Raw genomic sequence first — 23738 nt, 5'->3', positions numbered from 1 at the left:
CGAAAGGGTCTGAACAGGCCCTTTTATTGTTTGTTCAATTAGAAATGGCAAATGTACAGAAGTATGGAAAACCCAAAACCGGAATCCAGAAAAACACTAACCTGGTCAGGGCTGCTGTTTCCATTTATCGTTTCATTTTCTATCCATTTGATTTTATTATGTATTTTTCAAGTTTCCAGACATGGAAGCGGGCGTGAAACCCGCGTAAATATGACTGTTTTTACTGCCACGCTCATGCCCGAAAAACAAAAACAGGACCTCTATTTATCACAATTGAATCGATTGAATAAGGCTTCATCGCTTGTTATTCCAGAAAAGATAAAGAAGAACGCACCTTCTCTAAAGACAGATATCCCGAATTTTTCGCAGAAATCGAAACTGCAAATTACCCGTATTGCCAGTGACCCAGCAATAAATCCATCGGTGCTGGATACGCCTGTTTTCTATACTTATGATGAAGTAACACTCCCGCCGGTTATTAGCCAGTTACCTGATATTGATCCGAAAAATACCTGGATGACCAATACAACTGAGAATCAGATATTGGTGGTAGATCTTTATATTGATGATCAAGGTCTGGTTATCAGGATCGACCAGATTACAAATACGTTTGACCGTAATGCGGGCGATTATCTTTTGAGCCAGTTGAAACAGATCCACTTCAAGGCTGCACAGAAAGAAGGCAGCATGGTGGCCTACCGCATGCGTTTGAGCTACTCGGCTGGCGTGCTTGCGGAAATTCCGCTCGAAAACGTAAAGCAAAACCACGATCCGCTGGTTGACTAATCCCTGTGTGCTCAGTGAAGCTGGATGGGGAGTTCATCCTTTGGCTGCTGTAGCCTCGTCCTTGCCTACCTGCAGCATGGTTAGTGATGACAGCTGATAGGGTTGCTGAGTCAGAGCCCAGGTTACCGCAAGTGTTCCTGGCCAAACGGCAGCGCTACCGTGCATATTTGAGCGATTCCCTTTCTTCTGAATATCTGGAACCGGGCAATTACGGGCATTCTCCCTAACGAATGAAATTGCCGATGCAATGGATTTCCCCGGAACTCGCCAAGCCGGGCGACGCGCAATCGTGGGCAGCGCTGATTGTTGAGTCGCATACACTGCCTGTGCCCGAAAACAAGGGGAGGGAAGAAAGGGTTTCTGCCAAATAAAAAAGGCTTTCCTCGTAAGGAAAGCCTTTTTTTTAGGGATGCTGATTGTGTGTTAGCGCGTCAGTTCCTGCCACATCACCTGCGTAAGCGTACCCGAACCTGAAAGCTGTACCGGGATGCCATAGAGCTGACCATTAGAGCCCTTAACGTTGATGATCTGGGTACCGTTAGGCAAGTTGGTCACCTTCGGCGCAGAAGCAAGGGTGGCGCCTAGCAAGATACCGCTCCACGGCGTAGTACCGCTGGGGAATGCGCTAGCGGGCAATTGGCCACCATCGGTCGCACTGACCGCATACAGATAGCTTCTGGAAGAGCAAGCCGTGTTCGATGGCTGGTTGGTGGTGAAAATCAGTGCCCCATACGCCAGCTCAGGCGTAGTGGTAACGCGCTCACCCGTTCCCGGCAAATCAAAATACCAACCTTTTTTGGTCGTGTAATTCACCGCATCAGCGTTAATGCTGCGCGCGCTGGTTGTGCTGTTTACGGTTACCGTCTTTTGCTGGAGGCTGGTTCGGAGGGGGGTGATCGTTGGTGTTGCAGAAAGATCATCCACAAGTGCGTACATGCTTTGCGTAGCCGTGGTGGTCATATCAGAAGTTTCCAGCATTTTGCCGGTGCCCACGTATACAACGTGCTTGCCATTAGAGAGCACGGCCAGCGCAGGGACGGTTGTAACTGGCTGTGCGTTGCCGGAGCCATCTACCAGTGTGGCCAGTTTTGCGACTGTCCACGCCGTATCAGTTGCCCCTGTTAAATCAAAGCGCCAGACGTTACCGGACAAGTCTCCGCCGTAGACATAGTCAATGGTGGCGTCATACTGTGGATTGGCGGCATAAGCGCTGATCTGGGCCAGACCGGAGGGCGAACTGGCGGAGCCTGCGCCTGTGGGAATGTCTTTCAGTACTGCGCCTGTTGTTGCATTCAGGACGAACAAATGGCCCTGACCATCGCCTGCCGAGTTGTTATAGCCGGACGACACCAACACAACCCAGCCGTCGGCTCGGGTTTTTGCCAGAATCGGCTGACCGTAGCTTAAGCCCACATTATTTTTCTGGGCTGTCGTGGTGCCGGCACCGGGGAATTCCCAAAGTAACTTGCTGGCAACATCCGCATCGCTGCTGGCTGCGGGCGCAGTGATATCAAGTGCGTAATAGCCCTTGCCCCCGGCACGCAGGCCGCCTGCAAGCATTGTTTTCCAGTCAGTACCATTGTAAAAATCGCCGGTGGTTGGCGTGGCATCGACGTAAAACTGGTGGGTATAGAGCGGATTGGTTAACGCTTTGAGGTTGGTGAGCACACCGCTGGGTACGTAAGCCCAGACTTCGGCGCCGGTGGTTGCATTAAACGCATGCAACATCCCGTCGTTGGCTGCTTGATAAACCATTGCGGCACGGGTCAGGGAAGACATGCTGGAATACCCGGCGTCGGTATATTGGGCGTATGGACCAAATACGTAAACAGGATCCGCCGTAACGATGTCACCGAGTAACCCAGCGCGCGTCCGGTAGGTATTAGTCGTCGCGCTTTCCTGAGTGCGATCACCACGGATGTAGTTGATCACAGTGGCACCATCGGATGGCGTCACACCGGTGTTGGCCATGGCCGTTTGCGTTGCACTGGATACGCCGGATGCAGTTGCTGTAAACGGCACAGCGGTACTGGTTGACGGATCAAACGTTGCGATATGGCGCGCAGTAGGGCTCATGGCAGTGAGCTGGCTCTGCGCCGTCCATGTCGCCGTTGTACTGGCTGCCCCGGTGCTCAGATTGATCGTGTATGCCGCCAGTTCGCCTGTCCAGTTTTGCGCGTTGTAACTTGAGCTGAACAGGGTGTTGTTGCTACTGGTCAGATTCGGAGACATCGGCGTGACGGCCGCGTCAGAACCTACCGCCGCCAGCAAACTCTGGATAACCCGCTGGAAGTAAGTCGTGGCTTCGCTGACGTTATTGGCCACAAACATCTGACCACGACCCACGATGGTGGCATGCCACAAATCATCCACGGCAGTTGGATTGCGGTTTTGGCTGGGGTTAGGCCATGTAGGTGGATTAGCAAACGGATCGGTTGCAGATGCAGAACCCGTTCCGAAGATCGTGCCTTTTGCGCCCAGCGTCATCCCGAACGTGGTCATATGCAGATTGGTATTTCGGTCTGGATTTGATGCCGACGTATTGTCAGCCGCCAAGAGACCAGTCGGCAGATCCGAACGCGGATTATTGGTGTAATAAGAGGCAGCAATATCGGCCAGGGTATTACCCGTGATAACGGTATACGGTTGGCCTGTTACCCAGGTATTCGCATAGCTGGGTGGGGTAACCGCGGTTGCATTGGCAAAACCGTCGGTCAAGATGAAGGCTGAATTGCGCTGGCAGCCATTCTGGATCGGCGCAGCAGAGTCGGTCCGGGCGAACTGGCCGCCGATATATTTTAGCGTTTCCCGGGTCGGGGTACCGCCGCTCGCGGCGTTCTGATAGATAGCCCCAAGCAACGGTTTCACGTTGCTCGAATCACTGGTAGACGAGAAGTCATACATTGTCACTGCGGACTGGCTATTGAATTTAACAGTGCCGCCGCGCAGGGAATTGACCGAACTAAGCACGGAGCCCATGGCCGCGCCCAGCATCAACTTTCTTTTCCGGTAGTACGTGAACCAATTGGCAAAGTTCTGCAATTCAGCAGCAGTGGTACGTCCAGATGGGTAGGTGTTGCTGCCTTTGATTTCGTATTTGCGCAGATAAGTACCATCTGGCGCCAAGGCGCAGACAGAGTCAGCCCACGCAACAGATGTGGTGCTCACGTTAGCGGATGTACAGCTGCTATCGGGGACAAAAAACGTTGCCGGAAAATATGAAATATCCGCGTCGTAATAGCTGTCGGCCGTTGCCACCGTCGTGTTGGCAGTTAGTTGAGTCCAGGAACCGCCGCTTTTTTTGGCATAGGCGCCAGCCGGGATGATCATGCCTGGCATCATGCGGAACGTCCAGTTGGACTTGGTGCCACTAATGGTGACTACACCGGTGCGGGAGGTTGTTGAGGTGGTCCCTGCCGTGACGTTGTTGGTCAAATCAATAGTTACAGGCGGGGTGCTGCTAAATTGCGGATGGCTGCGTGCGGCAGTGGGTGTCGCGTTGCTGTAGTTGACAGTCGCCCCGCTGATATAGGCTGGATACCAGGGCGTGTACGTGGTATTGCTGTTGTAATACAAAGGGTTCCAGGCCGCACTGCGCAAAAAGGCATAGGCGATAGTAGGCGGGATACCGAAGTGATCGTACGTAGCATCTGTATTGATACGCGCATCTGTACCGCTGCCATCCGGGAACAGGTATGCATACTTATACCAGGAGGTACTCGTGCCGCCAGCGTCGACGGTGCCGCCATTTGCAGCGTTACCTACGGCGTTGAACCAGGGTTGACCCACGCCAACTGTCACGTTGTTCAAACCACTAACAGTGATTGGCGAGCTGGTGTTGTTGGTAAAACTTTTATTGGTTAAATCCCACCAGAGCGCACCATCGTTCGTGGTCAGCATGACCTCGAAGTCCATGGAGCCTGAATCATCAATGCCCATGATGAGGTTGGGTTCTGATCCGGTCTGGGAGGTCAGCGGTGTCGGTGACGGGTTTATCGTAGCGGCATAGCCAAGCGGGAACGCCTGCGTAGCAGCGACTAGCAGGAAAATGATCTTGTTCAGAGTGGAAGTTCTGTTTGTCATGGCGTCCTCGCTTCACTTCAGAAACATGGTCTGAATGAAACTTTCACTTTGATGGGGACCGGTGACATGCACCGTGACCCGGTAATAGATGGAATTTGTGGCGTTAAAAATGGGAGCGCCAATTGCGCCTCCAGAACTACCGCTACCGCCGGGTGCTTGTTTGACAGAACAATAAGTATTCGAGTCTGTTACCGGCAGGGTTCCGGTACACATGCGCTCGATTACGTACTGGTATTGATACAAGCCATTGGTCACCGTGGACATATTTGACCAGGTCACGCTTGGCACGCCGGAGGTATCCGTCGTTTGTTGCAAGGCGTAATACGCGTAGTCGGTTGAGGATGACGGCGCAATATTCGTATCTGTGGCGGTCAGGCTGCCAAGCACGGTTTTTGCGTCAGTTACACCCAGTTCAGCCATCTGGGTTGCCGCTTGTTTGAATGCCACGTTACCGGCGATCAAATTTGCGGTATCAGATGAGCGCATCAGTGCCACTGTGGCGATCAACAGCACACCAAGGACAATGAGCCCGAGCAAGAGTGAGGCGCCGGATTGCCGAGAGAACCGGGTCATGTTGAAGTCCCACTGAAAATGAAGTTTTTGAGTGGAATAGTCATGTTCAAAGTGCGGTACTTATAGCATTTCCAGTTGGTCAAACCACTGATGTCCATGGTCTGGGTTCCGCCCCAGACGGTTGGCGATGCGGTAGTTGCATCACATGTCCCACCTGCCACTGAAGGTTTGATTTGGGCAGGGATGCGTACCACCATCGCAATGCGAATCGCACGAATCTGACTGATTTGGCCCGCGTTGAGCGGGGTGGCCCAACTACCGCTGCCGGCAACCCAGGAAGTCACCGTGCTGCTGCTGGTGGCACTCACCCCGTACTGTGCCTTCATCAACACGACATTTTCGGCAAGGGAATTGGTGGTCTGGGCAATTTTGTCGACCAGATTAAGAGTCTGGCTACCGACTTGATACGTGATCCAGTTCAGGCCGCCAATTTTTGCCAGTGTGCTGTTCGCCGCATAAGCTTGGGCGGTCGTATAGGTACCACCGTTCCACGTACTTCCGGTACCTGTGGAATCATGATTGATGGTGGCACCCAGCGAATTGGTGGTGAGCGCTGTAATACTTCCGACACTGCAAAGAGTTCCAGTGGAAGCCGTCGCGGGAGTTCCAGGTGAAATAAGGTAGACATCACCAACTGAGAGGTCTTTGGCCGTTTTCAGATTGATTGCGGCAGTTGCCGAAGTCATGGTATCGCGTGTCAGGACGGGCGAAGCTGCCAGTGTCGACGTGGCCGACAGGACAGTAATGCTGTCGGACACATTATTGGCACCGCCATCAGCAATGATGACCGGAGCTACCCCGGTACCGTTGGCAAGCACGGTGCCGTTGAACGTCACATTCATTGACGTGCAGGTTACGTTGTTGCTTGCAGCAATCCCTGCACCCGCATTTTTGACATTTCGCTGAATATCCGTCAGCGCAAACATGGCGTTTTCCTGAACGGAGTTCTCGCCAGTCAAGCCGCGACGGTTGCTGTCAAAAAAGGTTGCGCTACTCATGATGGCCAGAGAGGCAAGCAACCATATGACGATGGCCACCATCATTTCAACAATGTTCATTCTGTCACCTGCCTGCTTGCAGAGATGGTTTCATGTCTGCCCGATAGTTCACGGTTTGATCACTGTGGTAGAGACAAACTGGTGCCAGTCGGTCTCATCTGTTCGTTTCCAGTTCAAAGTGACTGAGAAAACACCAGTGGTCGAGTTGTAGTTCACTGTCGGAACGTGACCTGTGGTGCTTGCATTAGGCAGTTGAGCTGTGGCCCGTGTGTTCCATCCGGACGCGTCGCTTTGAGCTGCAGAACTTGCGCAGGTCGGAGTGCTACTACTGTTCACGACATAGCAGCCCGCATTATTTGGATCCACAGCGGCAAGCCCGATGATTTCTTCCGCAAAATAGCTGGCTTGGGCACGGACACCACTTAGCTGGTTCTGTTTCATCAGTGCCGCCTGAACGCTTACCAGACCGATAATGCCGATCGAGAAAATGAGGACGGTGATCAGGCCTTCCAACAATGCAAAACCACCTTGATGACGGATATACATCATGGACACCCCGCTGGATTGGAACTGGATAAAGCCGGGTCGCAGATTTTGATATTGCCCAAAGATGAAACCACTACATTCAGGCAGCGATTACCCGAGTTCGGGCTGCTCTGAGTAGAACAAGTCCCGGATGTAACGGTAACGGTGTAGCCCGTTATACCGTTGGCAAAACGACCGCTGCCGTTGAAAGCCGGCTGAAGGCTGCCAGGCGTGGTTGAGCCTGTTGCAGTGAGTGTGGCCTCGCCGCTTTCTGCTGTTCTTGAATAAAGTGTGGTGCTTGCACTAGGCAAAACAATATTCCAGCCGGTACCTGTGGTGCCACCGGAGCCCGAAAGACTGAAGTTCACCGTAGTATTACGCCTGATCGCTTCCATTCGCGCTTTTTGCAGACCATCACGCACTTGTTCGGTAACGCTACGAATGCGGTTATTCAGAAAATATTGCTGCAGGGCCGGTGCAGTTAGCGCGACCAGAATCGCGGTGATCGTCAATACGATCAAGACTTCGATCAGGCTAATCCCCTGTTGGCGAGCATATCGCCGACCTGTACCAATAATCAGCACGATGTTGCTGCCTTGGAAATCCAGCATGAGAGGGGCAAGTTGGACGCCCCTGGAAATGCGGTTGTTTTGTGGTTTCCAGCACTGTCCAGCGTGAAGGTAAAACCACTCATGGCTGCCTGACCGGTCGCCGTGGTTGTATAGCTGTCGGCTGCGGAACTCGGGGTACAACTGAAAGTGAAATTGGTGGTGCTAGAAGGGGTTGCCACAGCACATGTGGTAGAGGTGCCGTAATTACCATTGTCGTTGTAACTGGATTCCATTCTGGTTCCAAAGGCACTCAACATATCAAAGGCCTCCGGCAGATGGCTGCGCTTGACGTAGTTGCCATAAATTGGAATCGCAATCGCTGCCAGGATACCGACGATTGCTACGGTGATCATGAGCTCGATCAGGGTAAAACCTTTCAGGCGATCTGGTGTGTTAGCTGCCTTCAGCATTTGGTCATTCCTCGCATAACGCGAACAAGCGATGTTCTGTCAAGTCTGATCCATGGACGCTGGATCAACGGGTGTATTCGGGTCGGTCTGGGTGTCTGTAGCCAGGGTGCTCATTTTTTCGGGAATAGTTACAACCGAAAAATGTGCGAATTCATCCATTAACCGATATACGTCGACTATTTTCTATGTTTAAGAAAACACATGTCATAAGCAAATACTACTATTTTCGGACCCAAGTCGAGCTACAGCTTACAGCCGGTTGATTTTGTTTTTTCTCCGAGACAAACAGCTAATCGATGTGTTTGTATTCGTAAGTTGGGCCGTGCGAGAAGATCATTGCCACTGTGGGTAATCCACCGTAAATGACGGCCTGTATCCACCAGGATTTCGCGACTTTGGCGTCGTTCTGATGACCGGCTGGGGTCCGCAGGCACGAAAGACAATGTCACCATTTCCTCCATTTAAATTACAGTTTGAGTCAAAATTAGAAGTTTAATTGATGTTATCAGTTGTGGATTAGGTGTCAGGTTTTTGTGTACCACTGTTGTAAATGTTGTTCTCCTGTAAACGCGATCCAAAAAAAAGCCTCCAGAGTTGGCTCTGGAGGCTTGCTACCGCGAAAACATCAGGTCAAGCGGGAAAACGCCGATTTTGCGGCCGCAAAGGTGTATTGCAGATCATCGTTGCTATGCGCAGCCGACACAAACCCCGCCTCAAACGCAGACGGCGCCAGGTATACCCCTTCGTCCAGCAGTGCATGGAAAAACGCATTGAAGCGGGCTTTGTCAGCGGCCATGACTTCACTGAATGACTGCGGCGTGTTCTTGCTGAAATACACGCCGAACATGCCGCCCACGCTTTGCGCGCAGAAGGTTTCGCCAGCTGCGTTGGCTGCGGCTTGCAGGCCATCGACCAATTGGCTGGTTTTGGCGGTCAGGTTTTCAAAGAAACCCGGCTGGCGGATGAGTTGCAGCGTGGCAATGCCCGCAGCGACGGCTACAGGGTTGCCAGAGAGCGTGCCAGCTTGATAGACAGGCCCGAGGGGGGCCAGCTTGGCCATGACGTCAGCGCGGCCGCCAAAGGCCGCCAGCGGCATGCCGCCGCCTACGACCTTACCCAGGGTGACCAGATCGGGCGTAATGCCATGCAAACCCTGTGCGCAGTGCAAGCCCACTCTGAAGCCGGTCATGACTTCATCATAAATCAGCAGCGAACCATCGTTTTCAGTGAGTGTGCGCATTGCTTTGATGAAAGCCGGTGATGGCTTGATCAGGTTCATGTTGCCGGCGACGGGCTCGACAATAATTGCAGAAATTTTGCCTGCATGTTCGGCAAACGCTGCTTCCAGCGCGGCAACATCGTTATAAGGCAGCACGATGGTGTCAGCAGCAACGGCGGCGGGTACGCCAGCAGAGGAGGGGTTACCAAAGGTCAATAAACCGGAGCCGGCTTTGACCAGCAGGCTATCGGCGTGGCCGTGGTAGCAACCTTCAAACTTGATCAGCTTGTCCCGACCCGTGAAGCCGCGGGCAAGGCGGATGGCCGTCATGGTGGCTTCAGTGCCGCTGGAAACAAGGCGCACCTGGTCCAGCGCCGGCAGCATCTCGCACAGCAAGTCGGCCAGGTCTACTTCAGCGGCCGTGGGCGCGCCAAAGCTCAGGCCATTGGCTGCTGCGCGTTGTACCGCTTCGATCACTTGCGGGTGGGCGTGACCCAGAATCAGCGGGCCCCAGGAGCCGACGTAATCGATATAGCGTTTGCCGTCTGCATCCCAGACCCAGGCGCCTTCGCCGCGCTGGATGAAGGGTGGGGTCCCACCCACTGAGCCAAATGCGCGTACAGGTGAATTCACGCCACCCGGGATATGTTTGCAGGCAGCTTCAAACAAGGTTTGATTTCGGGACATTATTTACTTACTCCGGTTCAACGTGGCCAGCGGGTATAGGGCGTATTGGAGAGGGCGCTGTTGTAATAACGCGCATCGCCAGAAACTTCCTCACCCAGCCAGGCGGGTTTGGCAAATTCGGTATCCAGGGCGGGCAGTTCAATCTCAGCGACGATCAAACCGGCATTGTCGCCCGCAAATTCGTCGATCTCCCAAACGAACCCATCGCGATGGATTTCGTGCCGGGTTTTATCGAGCACATTGGGGCATAGTTTGAGCAGTTCGCTCGCGTCGGCTAGCGGGATTTCGTATTCAAATTCTGCGCGGGCAATGCCTTCGTTTTTGCCCTTGATGGTCAGAAAACCTTTATCACCCTTGATCCGTACCCGTACCGTGCGCGCTGGTGCATCATTCAGATAGCCCTGCGCGATGCGGGTTGAGCTGTTGATTTCTTCGCGCCACTGCGCCGTAGCCAGCAGGTATTTGCGTTCGATTTCCAGTGCCATGACAGAGCTCGTTTTCAGAAAGGTTTGACGGTCACCAGGATCACCACACCTGCCAGCAGCAGCACCGGAATCTCATTGAACCAGCGATACCAGATATGGCTATGCGTGTTGCGTTGGGCAACAAAGCGCGCGTGCAGGTGAATACAGATACCGTGATAAAGAATCAGCAGGAGCACCAGCAACAATTTGGCGTGCATCCAGCGCCAACCGGGGCCGGCAAAGAAATTGTAGTACGACCACATCCACAGCCCGAAGCCGACAGCCAGCACAGCGATCGGGGTCATGAAGCGCAGCAGTTTGCCTGCCATTAGCAACAAGCGCTCCCGTGCGACATTGTCTTGCTCCATGGCCAGGTTGACGTAGATACGCGGCAGATAAAACAAGCCGGCAAACCAGCTCACCACAAAAATGATATGAAAGGCTTTGACCCAAAGCATGCGGTTGTCTTCCTTGAAGGCACAAATGAAAACGGCGCGGACAGAGCCGCGCCGTCTGCGTACGCCTGGTTCAGATTTCGACCATCTCGAAATCGTCTTTGCGTGCGCCACAATCAGGACAGGTCCAGTTGATGGGCACGTCTTCCCACGTCGTTCCCGGGGCAATGCCATCGTTGGGGCAGCCCTCGGCTTCGTCGTAAATGAATCCACAAATCAGGCACATATATTTTTTCATGCGGTCCACTTGATGGCTTGGTTTAGAATCAGGATTCTACCCGATAATTCACTGTGCCCGCCCATGATTGCTACTCCTCCGCTGGTCCTCGTCTTTGGTGCAAACGACCCTTCTGGCGGTGCCGGGCTGACAGCCGATATTCTGACACTGGCCTCGCTGGGTTGCCATCCGCTGCCAGTCGTGACTGCCCTCACGGTGCAGGACACGGCTGGTGTGCAAGAGTTTCAGCCCGTTGAACCTGACTGGTTGCACGACCAGGCGCGTTATATCCTCGAAGATATGCAGATCGATGCCATCAAGGTTGGCATGGTCGGCAGTGTGGAAAATCTGGCCGTGATTGCCGAGATTGCGGCCGATTATCCGGATATTCCGTTGGTGTTTGATCCGGTACTCGGGCCGCAGCATAACGATGAGTTGTCGGCTGAAGAGTTGCTGAATGCGATGCGTGAATTGCTCATGCCCCATGCATTGTTGATTACACCCAACAGTATTGAAGCGCGTCGCCTGGCGTCGGATGATCCGGATGAGCTGGAAGAACTGGCACTGGATGCCGCTGCCAGCAGATTGCTCGATTGCGGCTGTGAGTATGTGCTGATTACTGGTACACACGAACATACGCCCAAGGTGACCAATACGTTGTTTTCTCGCGCAGGGCGGACCCGTAGCGATGCGTGGGAACGTTTGCCGGGTAGTTACCATGGCGCAGGGTGCACACTGGCTTCTGCGATTGCTGGCGCGCTGGCTAGCGGTGCGGAATTGGGTACTGCCGTGCGCGATGCCCAGGAATATACATGGCAGACATTGAGCCGTGCTTTTCGCCCGGGTATGGGGCAGTTCATTCCCGATCGTTTGTTCTGGGCCCGGCCCGGCGCAGATGAAGAGGGCACCAAGGGTGAAATGCCCATTGCCTGATGTTCCACGTGGAACACGTTGATAGCGCCTGGTGTTTAATGGCTGATCGGCATACCCCCTTGACATAGGCGCTGATAAAATGGGCAGCTTGGGGTTTTTGCCTAGCCAGGGATAAATACAAGATGTCTACGCCTTGCCTGAGATTGGAGCGCGCGATCAACAAGATGGTGCGTGATCTTGCTGTGCCGTTGACGCTCGCTGATCTCGCGGACGCCGCTCATTATTCTCCCTGGTACCTGGTTCGTCGTTTCCAGTCCCGCTATGCGACAACGCCGCAGGCATTTTTGTGGCGGCTGCGCCTTGAAACTGCGGCGTCGATTTTGCAATGGCAGCCCGCTATGGCCATTGGCAAAGTGGCCTTGATGGTCGGATTCTCTTCCGCTGCGACGTTCAGTCGGGCGTTTCACCGTGAGTTTGGTTTTACCCCCAGTGAGTGGCGCAAAGGCGCGCCGGCTGCAGATGCATGGCGTGACCGTAACCTTGGCGATCATTCCTACAAACCTGGTGCGGCGATTGTCGGCACGCCAGCGGACTACCACTGGAGTTTTGCTGAGGTCGATGCGCTGATCAGCTTTGAGGATTGGGATACCGAGCGCGTGGTGTTTATCCGCGAAGTAGGGGAGTACGGCTGTAACCTGGATTTGTTGTGGAAGCGCTTTCGCAAGACCTGCACCATGTACGGTATTGCGCCGACGCGCCGCTACGGGCTGATCTGGAGTGACCCGGCAACCACACCATCCGGCCGGCGGCGGTATGACGCAGCGCAACTGATTGCGCCTTCAGTGCGTATTCCGCGTGGCTTGGGCGAATACAAATTGCAGGCAGGGCGTTGGGCGGTATTTCGGCATCATGGGCCGACCGATGATATTGGCCCGCGCTGGCGCGATCTGATGCTGACCTGGGTGGCCAGTGCGAAAGTGGTGCTGGACCCGTCAAGACCCAGAGTGGAACGCTATGCTGAGGACCAATATCTGGTTGGCCACTACGAACTCTGTTTACCATTGATGCCGGAATAATCGGCCGTGCCATTCGTTGAGGGCTTGCCCCAGATCATCGTGCTCAATGGCACCAGTTCGTCTGGCAAAACCAGCATTGCCCGCGCGTTGCAAACACTGTTGCCTACGCAGTACCTTAATTTCTCCATCGATTCCGTACTTGATACATTACCGCCCGAGGATCTGGCGCGGCTGCAACGGGGCGATGTCATTTCCCGGAACGGCTACGACTGGCAGAACCTGGTGCGGGGCTATCACTACTGTTTGCCAGGCCTGCTGCAGGCGGGTTTACGGCTGATCGTGGACAACGCCTGGTGTCATGCTGACGAAACCCGCGAACTGCTGACGGAGTTGGCCGGATACCGTGTTGTGCTGGTCGGTGTTCAGTGCGCGCTGGCCGAGGTTGTTCGGCGTGAGGCGGAGCGCGGTGATCGGCCAGCCGGGCTGGCGGCTTGGGAATTTGAACGGGTGCACGGGCAGATGCAATACGATCTGGTGGTGGATACCGGTATCCAGAATGCACAAGCCTGTGCGGCCGAGCTGGCCGCCCTGTTGCAAACCCCGGCTGGCAGCTTTTGGCGGGGTGCGGCGGATACACTGGAACGGTTGAGTCTGGGGCTATGAAACAGTCCGGTTCAGATTGCCGTCCCTAGTCCATGGAACACAGAAAAAGCCCGCTGTTGCGGGCTTTTTCTTTGGTGCGCAGATCAGTCCTGAAGACTTGCGATTAGCTCTGGCTGGTAACACCAATGCCACGGCTCCCACGTGTAGCCGTATACATTGTCCTGGGGAAAAGACTGCGTAAAGCCAAAGCGGGCTGCGGACTGTTGTAACCAGGCATAGGCCGCCGTATCGGCAAAGCTGGCATCCAGCGTGGTGGTTTGGGGGGTTGCTACATCGACCGCGCGTCCGGTGTGATGCTCGCTGCAACCCGGCGGTGCCAGCCGTTGCAAGATGCGCTGGATGTCTTCTCCTTGAGCCAGCCGGCTACGGATCAATTCTACCTGGCGTTCAATACCCCGCCAGGCGGAGATCAATACCAGATCAATCCCGTCCGCAGTAGCGGCTGCATGCAGGCCAGTCCATGCCTGTGCAGCGGCGGGGGTGAGCCGGAAAGTGCGTTCTGGATAAAAACCCTGAACCGCAACCAACTCATCCGCATCAGCAAACAACGGTAAACCGCGCGCGGTGATCCAACCGGGTTGAATCCCCAGGCTGGACCACAAGGCAAGGAGGGCTGGTGTCGGCTGCGTCGTCATGCCCGGAGTTCAGAAGCCTGGAAATTTGAGACCCGCATTAATCGGCTTGCCCTTGCGTACCCGCTTGCCGATATAAGGTGCCATCTCGTTTTCATCCAGTACCAGTTCTACCGCTTTGCCACCACGGCCGGTGCCAGTGAGTTTGAGCGTTACACCGTCAGAGACGGTGATCGCAGCAAGGGTGTCCTTGTCATCCAGCGCCATGGTAATCACACCGCGACCGCCACCAGAGAGCTGTTTGAACTCGGATAACGGGAACAGATGCAGTTTGCCGGCCTTGGAAAGACACGCCACCAGCGATGTTTCACGTGGAACAAAAGCAGAGACACGCAGAACAGTCTCGCCCTTTTCCAGCGTGAGAAACGCCTTGCCGGCCTTTTGGCGCGATAGCAGATTTTCAAACTGGCAGGTAAAGCCATAGCCAGCGGAGTTGGCAATCACCAGCCAGTCTTGCGCTTTGCCGACGACCATCTGTGTCACCTTGGTCTGTGGGGTCAGCTCCACCAGCGTGGTGACCGGTACACCGTCACCACGACCACCCGGAATCGCGGATGCCGCAATCGTGTAAATACGGCCATCCGTACCCAGCAGGGCGACTTGATCTACCGTGCGGCATTCAATGGCCGCCAGCAAGGTATCGCCATCTTTGAAGGCCAGGTTCTGGATATCGACACCATGCCCCTGGCGGGAGCGTAGCCAGCCTTTTTCAGAGAGGATCAGCGTGGTCGGTTCATCCACCACCGTCGCTTCCAGCGAGGCCCGTTCGGCTTCCTGAATCAGCGTGCGGCGCGGGTCGCCAAACTTCTTGCGATCCGCTTCGATTTCCTTGATGACCAGTTTTTGCAGCGCGCCGCTGTTGGCCAGCAGGTGTTCCAGTTCTTCTTTTTCTGTGCGCAGTGCCGCCAGTTCTTGCTCAATCTTGATGCCTTCTAGCCGCGCCAATTGGCGCAAGCGGATTTCAAGAATGTCTTCGGCCTGGCGATCAGACAGATTAAATGCGTCGATCAGCGCCGGTTTGGGCTCATCGCTATGCCGGATGATGCGGATCACTTCATCGATATTCAGGAAGACGATGAGGCGGCCTTCCAGGATATGGATACGGTCATTCACCTGGCCCAGCCGGTGATTCAGGCGTCGGGTGACGGTAATAAAGCGATAGTCGATCCATTCTTCCAGCAACGCCTTGAGCGACTTCTGGCCCGGACGTCCGTCGCGTCCGATACAGACCACGTTGAACGAGAGCGATGTTTCCAGCGAAGTATGCGCCAGCAACACATTCATCAATTCGTCCGGGTTCTGGCGAGAAGATTTGGGTTCAAGCACCAGCCGTACCGGCTGGTCTTTACCGGATTCATCCCGCACCCGGTCCAGTAACGACAGGATCAATTGCTTGGTCTGGATCTGTTCCTGGCTGAGTGCTTTCTTGCCTTTTTTGACCTTGGGATTGGTCAGCTCTTCAATTTCTTCCAGCACGCGCTGGGACGAGGTGCCTTGTGGCAGCTCGGTCACCACCATCTGCCACTGGCCGCGCGCCATGTCTTCTTTGTCCCAACGGGCGCGGATCTTGAGCGAGCCGCGGCCGGTTTCGTAGGCCGCCTGGATATCGCGCTGGCCAGAAATAATCTGGCCACCACCAGGCAGGTCCGGACCCTTGATGTACTCCATCAGGTCGGCAACACCCAGCGCCCGATTGCGGATCAAAGCCACGGCGGCGTCGGCCACTTCACCCAGGTTGTGCGACGGAATTTCCGTCGCCATCCCCACCGCAATACCCGATGCGCCATTGAGCAACAGCATGGGCAGGCGTGCGGGCAGCAGTACCGGCTCGTCGAACGCGCCATCATAGTTAGGGATAAAGTCGGTGGTGCCCTGGTTGAGCTCCCCCAACAACAGATCAGCAATCGGGGTCAGCCGCGCTTCGGTATACCGCATGGCAGCGGCATCGTCGCCATCGCGTGAGCCAAAGTTACCCTGACCGTCGATCAAGGGGTAACGCAGCGAGAAGCTCTGGGCAATGCGCACCAGGGCGTCATAGGCAGACTGGTCACCGTGCGGGTGATACTTACCCAGCACTTCACCCACGATACGTGCGGATTTAACCGGCTTGGCGGTCGCGGTCAGGCCCATCTCGTGCATGGCATAGAGCACGCGGCGCTGCACCGGTTTCTGGCCGTCTTCCACTTGGGGCAGGGCGCGGCTTTTCACCACGCTCATGGCGTATTCAAGATAACTGCGCTCGGCGTACAGGCCCAATTGCACCGTCTCGCCGTCATCTGGCGCGGAGGCGGAGACCTGCGCGGAAACAAAACGCCGGTTGCCACCACCCTGGCCGGCTTCTGCAATCGCCTCTTCAGGGGTTTCGGCGGCGGGTTCGGGCAAAAGCTCGTTTTGTTCGTCGATTTCAGACATGGCACCACTATCCATGAAAACAGGTCAGACGGCATTGTAGCCGCGCGCTGTGTTCCGTGGGCGGGGTGTGCACAGAATGTCTCTGTTCCACGTGGAACATTCAGCGCATTAGCAGGTTCTGATACTGAAAACGGAACAGGAAGTGCGTTAGCGCAACAGTGGCAGACGGGCGCGTCGCACCAATTGGGCGACGGCTTGCTCGGGTGAGGATTCACAGATAATGCCCGCAGCGGCTTGCCACAACATCAGGTTCAACGGCACCCCAAAGTCTTCAATGCTATCGCCGGATTTATCTACCCAGCGATCGCGCGGGCGAGCTGCACCGGGGATGCGGGTATACATGGGCGTGTCGGCCTCGGCATCTGGCACCCACACCCACACGGGTTTACCCAGGGCGAAGGCAAAGCCGACCTCGAATGCCGTGCCGGAATCCGGCTCACTGGGGCTGCGAAACGCCCGCAGATCGGCCAGCACCAACTGGCTGCGGCTGATCAACGTACAGTTTTGCTGGAAGATCCATTGGCGGCGGGATTGCTGGTCATGCAAGGGCGGCAGGCTGGCATCCAGCGGAAACAATCCCTGCAGGCCGTGCATTTCGCAGGCTGATTTCAGCCTGGCGCCCCAGACTTCAGCGTCGGGTCGGAACACGCCCGGACCGGCAAGATAAACAGAGATTTGGGAAGCCATTGCGCTGCTGCAAACAGGGGATCGGGCCAGAAGCTGGCAAATATTGAAAGCTAACCATTATGACCGTTTAACAAACAGAAGGGGCGCTATCGCGCCCCTCGTGTCGTCTGCAAACGTCAGCAACTGAAACTGTTACAAATGTGGGTTTACTGTTTGCCTAGATATCCGCCTCGACCTCATTACCGCGGGCTTCCAGCCACGCGCGCCGGCTGGAGGCCTCACTCTTGCCCATCAACATATGCATCATGTCACGCGTGTTCTGGCTGACGTCTTCCGGGATGCCCACACGCAGCACGCGACGGGTGTCGGGGTTCATGGTGGTCTCATACAACTGGGTGGCGTTCATTTCGCCCAGACCCTTGAAGCGGGAGATATCCCAGGCGCCTTCACGCACCTTCTCGGCCCGCAACTTATCCAGAATGGCGGTCAACTCGCCCTCGTCGAGCGCATAGAACTTGCGCGGTGGCTTGTTCTTGCCGGCGCCGGCGACGTCCACCCGATACAGCGGCGGCTGGGCCACACAGACATGGCCACGAGCGATCAAGGCCGGGAAATGCCGATAGAACAGCGTCAGCAACAACACCTGGATGTGCGAGCCGTCCACGTCCGCATCCGACATGATGATGATCTTGCCGTAGCGCAGCCCGGAGAGGTCTGGCGTATCGCCCAGCGCGTGCGGGTCTACGCCAATGGCAACGGCAATGTCGTGTACTTCGTTGTTGGCGAAAATCTGGTCACGGTCGACTTCCCAGGTATTGAGCACCTTGCCGCGCAGGGGCAGGATGGCCTGGAAGTCCTTGTCCCGGCCCAGTTTGGCCGAGCCACCGGCCGAGTCGCCTTCCACCAGGAATAGCTCGCAGCGGTCCGTCTCATCACTGGCGCAATCGGTGAGCTTGCCAGGGAGCACCGCGACGCCGCTGGATTTTTTCTTCTCCACCTTCTGTGCGTTTTTCTGACGGGCCTGGGCCGCGCGGATGCACAGTTCGGCCAGCTTTTTGCCCAGGTCCACATGCTCGTTCAACCACAGATCAAACGGCGATTTGACCATGGTGGAGACAAGCTTCAGGCCATCCCGGCTGGTGAGTTTGTCTTTGGTCTGGCCCTGGAACTGCGGGTCCAGAATCTTGGCGGAGAGGACAAACGAGGCGCGGCTGAACAAGTCTTCCGGTAACAGTTTTACGCCTTTGGGCGTGAGCGAGTGAAACTCCATAAAGGTTTTCACGGCCTGGAATACGCCATCACGCAGGCCGGATTCATGCGTACCGCCCACGAGTGTGGGAATCAAATTCACATAAGATTCGCGCGAGGTCGGGCCGTCTTCTGTCCAGGTCAGCGCCCAGCCGCAGCCTTCCCCTGGCGCGAAGGTTTCATCCACACCCTCAATGAAGCGCTCGCCCCGGAAAATGGGGATAACCAGTTCATAGCCCGCCAGTTGTTCGGCCAGATAACCCGGCAGGCCATCCGGATAGTTCCAGGATTTCTCTGCAAACTCGCCACTGGCTTGTTCCAGCTTGAGCGTAACCACCAGGCCTGGCAGCAGCACCGCTTTGGATTTCAGCAGATGTTCCAGATCGCCCTGCGGAATGGTGGCGGAGTCAAAATACTTGGGATCGGGCGCAACAAACACCGTCGTGCCGGTGTCTTTTTTGGCGCACGTGCCCGCAATCGACAGCGGTTCAACCACATCACCATTGGCAAAAGCCAGCTTGTTGATCTGCCCGTCACGCTTGACCTCAACCTCAAGCCGCGTAGCCAGGGCATTGGTAACAGACACGCCCACGCCGTGCAGCCCACCGGAAAACGCGTAAGCGCCACCGTCTTTCTTGTCGAACTTGCCGCCTGCGTGCAACTGGGTGAACACCACCTGGACTGCCGGTACGCCTTCTTCCGGGTGAATGCCCACCGGAATACCGCGCCCGTTATCGCTCACGCGCATGGTCTGGTTGCGGTAGAGCGTGACATCAATGCGCGTCGCAAAGCCGCCCAGTGCCTCATCTGCCGCGTTGTCGATCACTTCCTGGCAGATGTGCAGCGGGTTATCCGTGCGCGTATACATGCCTGGGCGGTGGCGGACCGGATCAAGTCCTTTGAGGACCTTAACGGCGGATTCATCGTAACGGGGTGTGGACATGTTGTTCAACGCGGCAGTCTCTGGATGCGCCGAAGTCTAACAAACCCGGCCCGGCCGGCAAACCACCGTACACCAGGGACTATGTGATCTGTACATTACGGTTTTGTTTAAACTGAACGTTTGCCAATGTAATCAGTCTGTGAATGACAGCAATTAAATAGAAGCAGACTGGATACACCATGAACGCGCTTGCATCCATGATCGGCATCCCCGCCATCAAGGCAGTGGTGGACGATTTTCTTTCCCTGTTGCGGCAACACCCGCGGTTTAGCGCAAGCTACAACCAGATTGCGGATGAAGGCCGTCTGAAAACCCGCCTGGTGCATTTCTGGCATGCCGTGCTGGATGGCGAAACCTGGCGGCTCTCTCTGGCCCGTGGCATAGCGGGTGGGCAAATGCCGGCCATCTTTGCCGATAGTCACGGACTGGTGTTCCAGCTATTCCGGGCGGCCATCAATCGGTGTTTGCAGAAGGAACTGGCGCAAGCCTGGTTGCGCCGGGTGGATATTCTGGAACAATCATTCCCGCAATTGCGCGGCCCCGTGCTGGCCGCTGCAGAGCCCAGTTCCAACCTGACCGTGAATCGCTGCCGCCAACTCAACTGAGCGCGTTCTAACCCAATCCACGCCGGTACTGGATGGCCTCGGCCACATGGGGCGCGCTGATCACATCGCACCCGGCCAGATCGGCAATGGTGCGCGCCAGCTTTAACACCCGGTGATAGCTGCGGGCCGACAAGTTGAGCTTTTGCAGTGCGGTATGCAGCAGCGCGCGTGCAGCCTCGTCCGGGGTACACCACTGATCAATCTCCGCCGTCGTCAGCACGCCATTGGGCTTGTGCTGGCGTGCATGCGCAACCGCCCAGGCGTTCAGAATGCGCTGCCGCACCGTGGCAGTGTCTTCACCATCTGGCGCGGCCAGCAGTGTGTGTTCGTTGAGTGCGGGGACTTCAATGGCAATGTCGAGCCGATCCAGAAACGGCCCGGATAGTTTGGTCCGGTAACGTGTGATCTGATCGGGTGTACAACGGCAGGCACGCGTGGGGTGGCCCAGATAACCGCACGGACACGGATTCATCGCGGCAATCAACTGAAAGCGCGCCGGATAAGTGACCGCGTGATTGGCCCGGCTGATGTGCACTTCACCGGTTTCCAGCGGCTCTCGCAATACCTCCAGCACCTTGCGGTCAAACTCGGGCAGCTCATCCATGAACAGGATGCCGTGGTGCGCCAGCGATACCTCGCCGGGTTGCGGCGGATTGCCACCTGTAGAAAATGACAATAAATGCGAAAATGGCTCAACTGGCTAACGGTAAATGAGAATGAGCGCAAAACCGAAGTACGGACCTGTTCGTGAGATAGGCATCGGCAACCGGGGGGTGAGTGGCGTATTCCCAGGATTTGGCCGCTATGAGTCCACCCTGGAGCGAGACTTGATGGAGATACTGCGGTTCGATCCTGAAGTTGAGCACGTGGATCCGCAGCCCGTTGTCGTTCCGTATGTCGATCGCCAGGGCAAAGAGGGTGAGTACACGCCTGATGGTTTGATTCACTTCAAGACTGAACTGGGGCCTTCGTTTGTTCCAGTGTTGTATGAGGTGAAGTACCGAGATGATTTCCGGGAGAACTGGAAAACACTCATTCCGAAATTTCGCGGGGCCCGTGATTTTGCCCGGCGCGAAGGCTGGCGTTTTGCGGTCTACACCGAAAACGAGATTCGCACGCCCTACCTCGAAAATGCCAGGTTCCTCTGGCGCTTCAAGCATCGCTCCCCAGCAGGCCCGATCCGTCAGCATGTTTTGCGCGTTTTGTGGGATCTGGAAGAAGCAGACCCTGACTTGTTACTGTGTGCTTTATGCAACGATCCGGATAATCGCGCCGAGATGATTCCGGTTCTCTGGCACCTTGTGGCCACCGGCGCGATCGGCTGTGACCTCAACCTGCCGTTGAACATGCGCACGCCGATTTGGGCGGAGGTACAGGTATGAATACGAAAACCATCCGGCCTGGTCAGCTGGTGTTCTGGCGTGAGCAATCCGCCATCGTGTTGGAGATCAAAGGGCTCACCGACGCGATTATCCGTACCGTGGCCAATAACAAGACGGAAATTGTCCCTGCGTCTTCACTCAGCTCTACGCCGCCAAATGAAAATGTGCCACAGGGAGCACACATACTGGCCGCGGAGAAAGACTGGGATAGCGCCGTGCAGCGGTATGAGCTCATTCGGCCACTGCTGGATGGACGTAGCGATGCAGACCTCAGCGAGATTGCTGCACGAGCTGGCAAATCAGTGCCTACCATCTACCGCTGGCTCAGCCGGTTCAACGAAACAGGCCTCGTGTCATCGCTATTGCGTTCACCACGTGCAGACAAGGATTCCACCCGCATTGATCCAGAGATCGAGGAGATCATTCGTATCCAGATTGAGGAGTATTACCTCAAACTCGAACGGCGTTCCGTTGCGAAGCTCTACAAACGGGTCAAGGAACAGTGTGATGCGGTTGATCTGGATCCACCCAACAAGGCAACGGTGCAGGATCGTGTCCGGCGCCTTGAGCGGCGGACCGAGACGACCAAACGCTACGGGTACAAGACCACCCGAGAAAAACTTGAGCCTTTACGCGGCAACTTTCCAGGCGCAGATTTTCCGAACGCGGTGGTCCAGATCGACCATACGCCGGTCGACGTGATCGTCGTCGATGATGATCAGCGTCGTCCGATTGGTCGTCCCAATCTGACCCTGGCGATCGACACGCACACGCGCATGGTGAGTGGCTTTTATATGAGCCTGGATCCGGTGGGGACGCTTTCTGCCGGTCTTTGCATTGGCCGTGCGGTCATGCGCAAGGACTTGTGGCTGGCGAAGCTGGATATTCATGCGCCATGGCCCATCTACGGCAAGATGGCCAAGATACTGATGGACAATGCCAAGGAGTTTCGCGGGAAGACCATGCAGCGGGCCTGCAATGAGCATGACATTCTCGTAGAGCATCGCCGTCGTGCTCATCCCAACTATGGCCCCCACATTGAAAGGGCTTTTCGCACCTTCATGGATCAGGTCCACGAACTGCGCGGTACTACGTTCTCTAATGTTCAGCAGCGTGCTGAATATGACTCCGAAGGTCGGGCGTGCTTGACGCTGACCGAGCTGGAACGCTGGTTTACCATTTTTCTGGTGTATGAGTACCACAACCATCCGCACGAGGGCCTGAACCGGGTTCCTCCTCTCAAGTTCTACGCGCAATGTGTGAACGGTACCGCGGAGAAACCCGGGGTTGGGGTGCCGGAAGCGGTTGCCGATGAAGAAACGTTCAGGATTGATTTCTTGCCGTTCGAAATGCGCACCATCCAGCGTGATGGCGTGGTGATGGACAACATCCAGTACTACTCGCCGGTTTTGCGACGCTGGATTGGCGAAACTGAACCGGGACAGCGCCGCCTCGCCCGCAAATTCCTGTTTGCCCGGGACCCACGTGATATCAGTGTCCTGTACTTCCTTGAAGGACGTAATGCATCAATGACATTCAAGAAGGTTTCTAGCTGTCGTGCTTCCTGTAGATCAGACTGTACGAAATCCGTACCCAGCAGACCGCTACCTTCCCCACTGCCTTCGCCTTCTCCATGGGTCAATCCATCGATCTCTACATCTTCGTGGTAGCCCTGTGCGGAGTGCCCGGGTGCTTTCGGCCTCACGAACTCAGTTCCAATGCCTTTAAAGTTCGGGAATGGATTTTCGAATGCCTCTCGGCGCAGGCGTCGCAAACGAGGATCTGCGGGAAGGTCGTACATAAGCTCGTCCCGCGTGAACTGGTCTTCATCGAACTTTGGATCGAAAACTGGTGGAACTTGACCTTTGCTACCTCCCGGTCCTCCCGCACCGTCTTTTGCAGGCACGCCGGTGACGATTCGAAGCATTTCAAACCCGGGGCCGTGGGTGCATCTAAGCATTCGCATGCCAAAAAAGGTCCATGCTGCGTTGTCACCCTGCCCCAGCTTATATGCCTTGCCGACAACGGTGAGGCGGGTCATGCCCTCAAACGGAAATAGCGCCTTGATGACCAGTGTGCTGAGCTTTTTCTCGAAATGGTTCGCTGTACTGACCCAGGTGAGATATTTGTGAGGTGTGTGGAGCGCTTCGGCTCCCGCTTCACTGGCATAACTCCGGCCGAATGTGGCGCGCTCGCGCAGCGATAGAGACTCATCAGTGTGCAACTCGACGGTGTCTTCGGCTTTGAGAAACTGGCCGCGCACCTTGTCGCGGTACGTGCCAGACAATATCCAGGAGAGCATCCGGTCG

General features: G+C 55.7%; 22 protein-coding genes. 7 read left to right on the top strand and 15 right to left on the bottom strand.

From position 1 onward, the window contains the following. Positions 1-63 precede the first annotated feature (63 nt). Positions 64-786, top strand: coding sequence for a hypothetical protein (locus HNQ50_RS13285; RefSeq protein WP_184101519.1), 723 nt, complete (start codon positions 64-66; stop codon positions 784-786). A gap of 423 nt (positions 787-1209) precedes the next feature. Here the strand turns inward: HNQ50_RS13285 and HNQ50_RS13280 are convergent, their stop codons facing one another. The 10 genes from HNQ50_RS13280 to HNQ50_RS13235 all read right to left on the bottom strand — a co-directional run bounded on the left by HNQ50_RS13280 (position 1210) and on the right by HNQ50_RS13235 (position 11049). Further along, the gene (locus HNQ50_RS13280) at positions 1210-4869 is read right to left on the bottom strand and encodes a pilus assembly protein (RefSeq protein WP_184101517.1); all 3660 of its coding nucleotides are present in this window, start codon (positions 4867-4869) and stop codon (positions 1210-1212) included. A gap of 12 nt (positions 4870-4881) precedes the next feature. Further along, the gene (locus HNQ50_RS13275; RefSeq protein ID WP_184101515.1) at positions 4882-5442 is read right to left on the bottom strand and encodes a pilus assembly PilX family protein; all 561 of its coding nucleotides are present in this window, start codon (positions 5440-5442) and stop codon (positions 4882-4884) included. Continuing rightward, entirely contained in the window at positions 5439-6500 is a 1062-nt protein-coding gene (locus tag HNQ50_RS13270) for a PilW family protein (RefSeq protein WP_184101513.1), read from the bottom strand. The genes HNQ50_RS13275 and HNQ50_RS13270 overlap by 4 nt, the downstream gene beginning before the upstream one ends. A gap of 48 nt (positions 6501-6548) precedes the next feature. Further along, complete coding sequence (locus HNQ50_RS13265; protein WP_184101511.1) at positions 6549-6989, bottom strand: type IV pilus modification PilV family protein; 441 nt, start codon at positions 6987-6989, stop codon at positions 6549-6551. Further along, complete coding sequence (locus tag HNQ50_RS13260; RefSeq protein ID WP_184101509.1) at positions 6986-7576, bottom strand: GspH/FimT family pseudopilin; 591 nt, start codon at positions 7574-7576, stop codon at positions 6986-6988. The genes HNQ50_RS13265 and HNQ50_RS13260 overlap by 4 nt, the downstream gene beginning before the upstream one ends. Beyond that, positions 7543-7986, bottom strand: coding sequence for a type IV pilin protein (locus HNQ50_RS13255; RefSeq protein ID WP_184101507.1), 444 nt, complete (start codon positions 7984-7986; stop codon positions 7543-7545). The genes HNQ50_RS13260 and HNQ50_RS13255 overlap by 34 nt, the downstream gene beginning before the upstream one ends. A gap of 625 nt (positions 7987-8611) precedes the next feature. After that, positions 8612-9892 carry a glutamate-1-semialdehyde 2,1-aminomutase gene (gene hemL / locus HNQ50_RS13250; RefSeq protein ID WP_184101505.1) on the bottom strand — a complete coding sequence of 427 codons (1281 nt, stop codon included), beginning with the start codon at positions 9890-9892 and terminating at the stop codon, positions 8612-8614. A gap of 17 nt (positions 9893-9909) precedes the next feature. Further along, positions 9910-10377, bottom strand: a complete 468-nt coding sequence (locus tag HNQ50_RS13245; protein ID WP_184101503.1) for a CYTH domain-containing protein — start codon at positions 10375-10377, stop codon at positions 9910-9912. A 14-nt stretch (positions 10378-10391) separates the two neighbouring features. Next, complete coding sequence (locus HNQ50_RS13240; RefSeq protein WP_184101501.1) at positions 10392-10814, bottom strand: CopD family protein; 423 nt, start codon at positions 10812-10814, stop codon at positions 10392-10394. A gap of 70 nt (positions 10815-10884) precedes the next feature. After that, complete coding sequence (locus tag HNQ50_RS13235; RefSeq protein WP_184101500.1) at positions 10885-11049, bottom strand: rubredoxin; 165 nt, start codon at positions 11047-11049, stop codon at positions 10885-10887. 63 nt (positions 11050-11112) lie between these two features. Between HNQ50_RS13235 and thiD the strand changes: the two genes are divergently transcribed. From thiD to HNQ50_RS13220, 3 genes are all read left to right on the top strand, one after another. Then, positions 11113-11961 carry a bifunctional hydroxymethylpyrimidine kinase/phosphomethylpyrimidine kinase gene (thiD, locus tag HNQ50_RS13230; protein ID WP_184101499.1) on the top strand — a complete coding sequence of 283 codons (849 nt, stop codon included), beginning with the start codon at positions 11113-11115 and terminating at the stop codon, positions 11959-11961. A gap of 122 nt (positions 11962-12083) precedes the next feature. After that, a complete protein-coding gene (locus HNQ50_RS13225; protein ID WP_184101498.1) occupies positions 12084-12977 on the top strand; it encodes a helix-turn-helix domain-containing protein in 894 nt (297 codons plus the stop codon). A 6-nt stretch (positions 12978-12983) separates the two neighbouring features. Next, positions 12984-13580, top strand: a complete 597-nt coding sequence (locus HNQ50_RS13220; RefSeq protein ID WP_308419160.1) for a chloramphenicol phosphotransferase CPT family protein — start codon at positions 12984-12986, stop codon at positions 13578-13580. An 83-nt stretch (positions 13581-13663) separates the two neighbouring features. Here the strand turns inward: HNQ50_RS13220 and HNQ50_RS13215 are convergent, their stop codons facing one another. The 4 genes from HNQ50_RS13215 to parE form a co-directional block, all read right to left on the bottom strand. Beyond that, positions 13664-14215, bottom strand: a complete 552-nt coding sequence (locus tag HNQ50_RS13215; RefSeq protein WP_184101497.1) for a M15 family metallopeptidase — start codon at positions 14213-14215, stop codon at positions 13664-13666. A gap of 9 nt (positions 14216-14224) precedes the next feature. Further along, positions 14225-16624, bottom strand: a complete 2400-nt coding sequence (parC, locus tag HNQ50_RS13210) for a DNA topoisomerase IV subunit A (RefSeq protein ID WP_184101496.1) — start codon at positions 16622-16624, stop codon at positions 14225-14227. A 147-nt stretch (positions 16625-16771) separates the two neighbouring features. Continuing rightward, complete coding sequence (locus HNQ50_RS13205; RefSeq protein WP_184101495.1) at positions 16772-17311, bottom strand: nucleoside 2-deoxyribosyltransferase; 540 nt, start codon at positions 17309-17311, stop codon at positions 16772-16774. A 157-nt stretch (positions 17312-17468) separates the two neighbouring features. Further along, entirely contained in the window at positions 17469-19442 is a 1974-nt protein-coding gene (gene parE, locus HNQ50_RS13200) for a DNA topoisomerase IV subunit B (protein ID WP_184101494.1), read from the bottom strand. A gap of 179 nt (positions 19443-19621) precedes the next feature. On the opposite strand from parE, the gene HNQ50_RS13195 reads away from it, so the two are divergent. Beyond that, complete coding sequence (locus tag HNQ50_RS13195) at positions 19622-20047, top strand: hypothetical protein (RefSeq protein ID WP_184101493.1); 426 nt, start codon at positions 19622-19624, stop codon at positions 20045-20047. A 7-nt stretch (positions 20048-20054) separates the two neighbouring features. Here the strand turns inward: HNQ50_RS13195 and HNQ50_RS13190 are convergent, their stop codons facing one another. Beyond that, positions 20055-20651, bottom strand: coding sequence for an ATP-binding protein (locus HNQ50_RS13190; protein WP_246428711.1), 597 nt, complete (start codon positions 20649-20651; stop codon positions 20055-20057). A gap of 112 nt (positions 20652-20763) precedes the next feature. Here HNQ50_RS13190 and HNQ50_RS13185 point away from each other — a divergent pair, with 112 nt between their 5' ends. Both HNQ50_RS13185 and HNQ50_RS13180 read left to right on the top strand, forming a co-directional pair. Further along, positions 20764-21429, top strand: a complete 666-nt coding sequence (locus HNQ50_RS13185) for a TnsA endonuclease N-terminal domain-containing protein (protein ID WP_184101492.1) — start codon at positions 20764-20766, stop codon at positions 21427-21429. Further along, entirely contained in the window at positions 21426-23099 is a 1674-nt protein-coding gene (locus tag HNQ50_RS13180) for a TnsB C-terminal domain-containing protein (protein WP_184101491.1), read from the top strand. Before HNQ50_RS13185 ends, HNQ50_RS13180 begins: the two co-directional genes overlap by 4 nt. Positions 23100-23738 lie beyond the last annotated feature (639 nt).

This window comes from Silvimonas terrae, from assembly GCF_014202765.1.
Lineage (GTDB): Bacteria > Pseudomonadota > Gammaproteobacteria > Burkholderiales > Chitinibacteraceae > Silvimonas > Silvimonas terrae.
The sequence above is the reverse complement of the archived record's forward strand: the minus strand, read 5'-3'. Positions and strand labels throughout refer to the sequence as shown.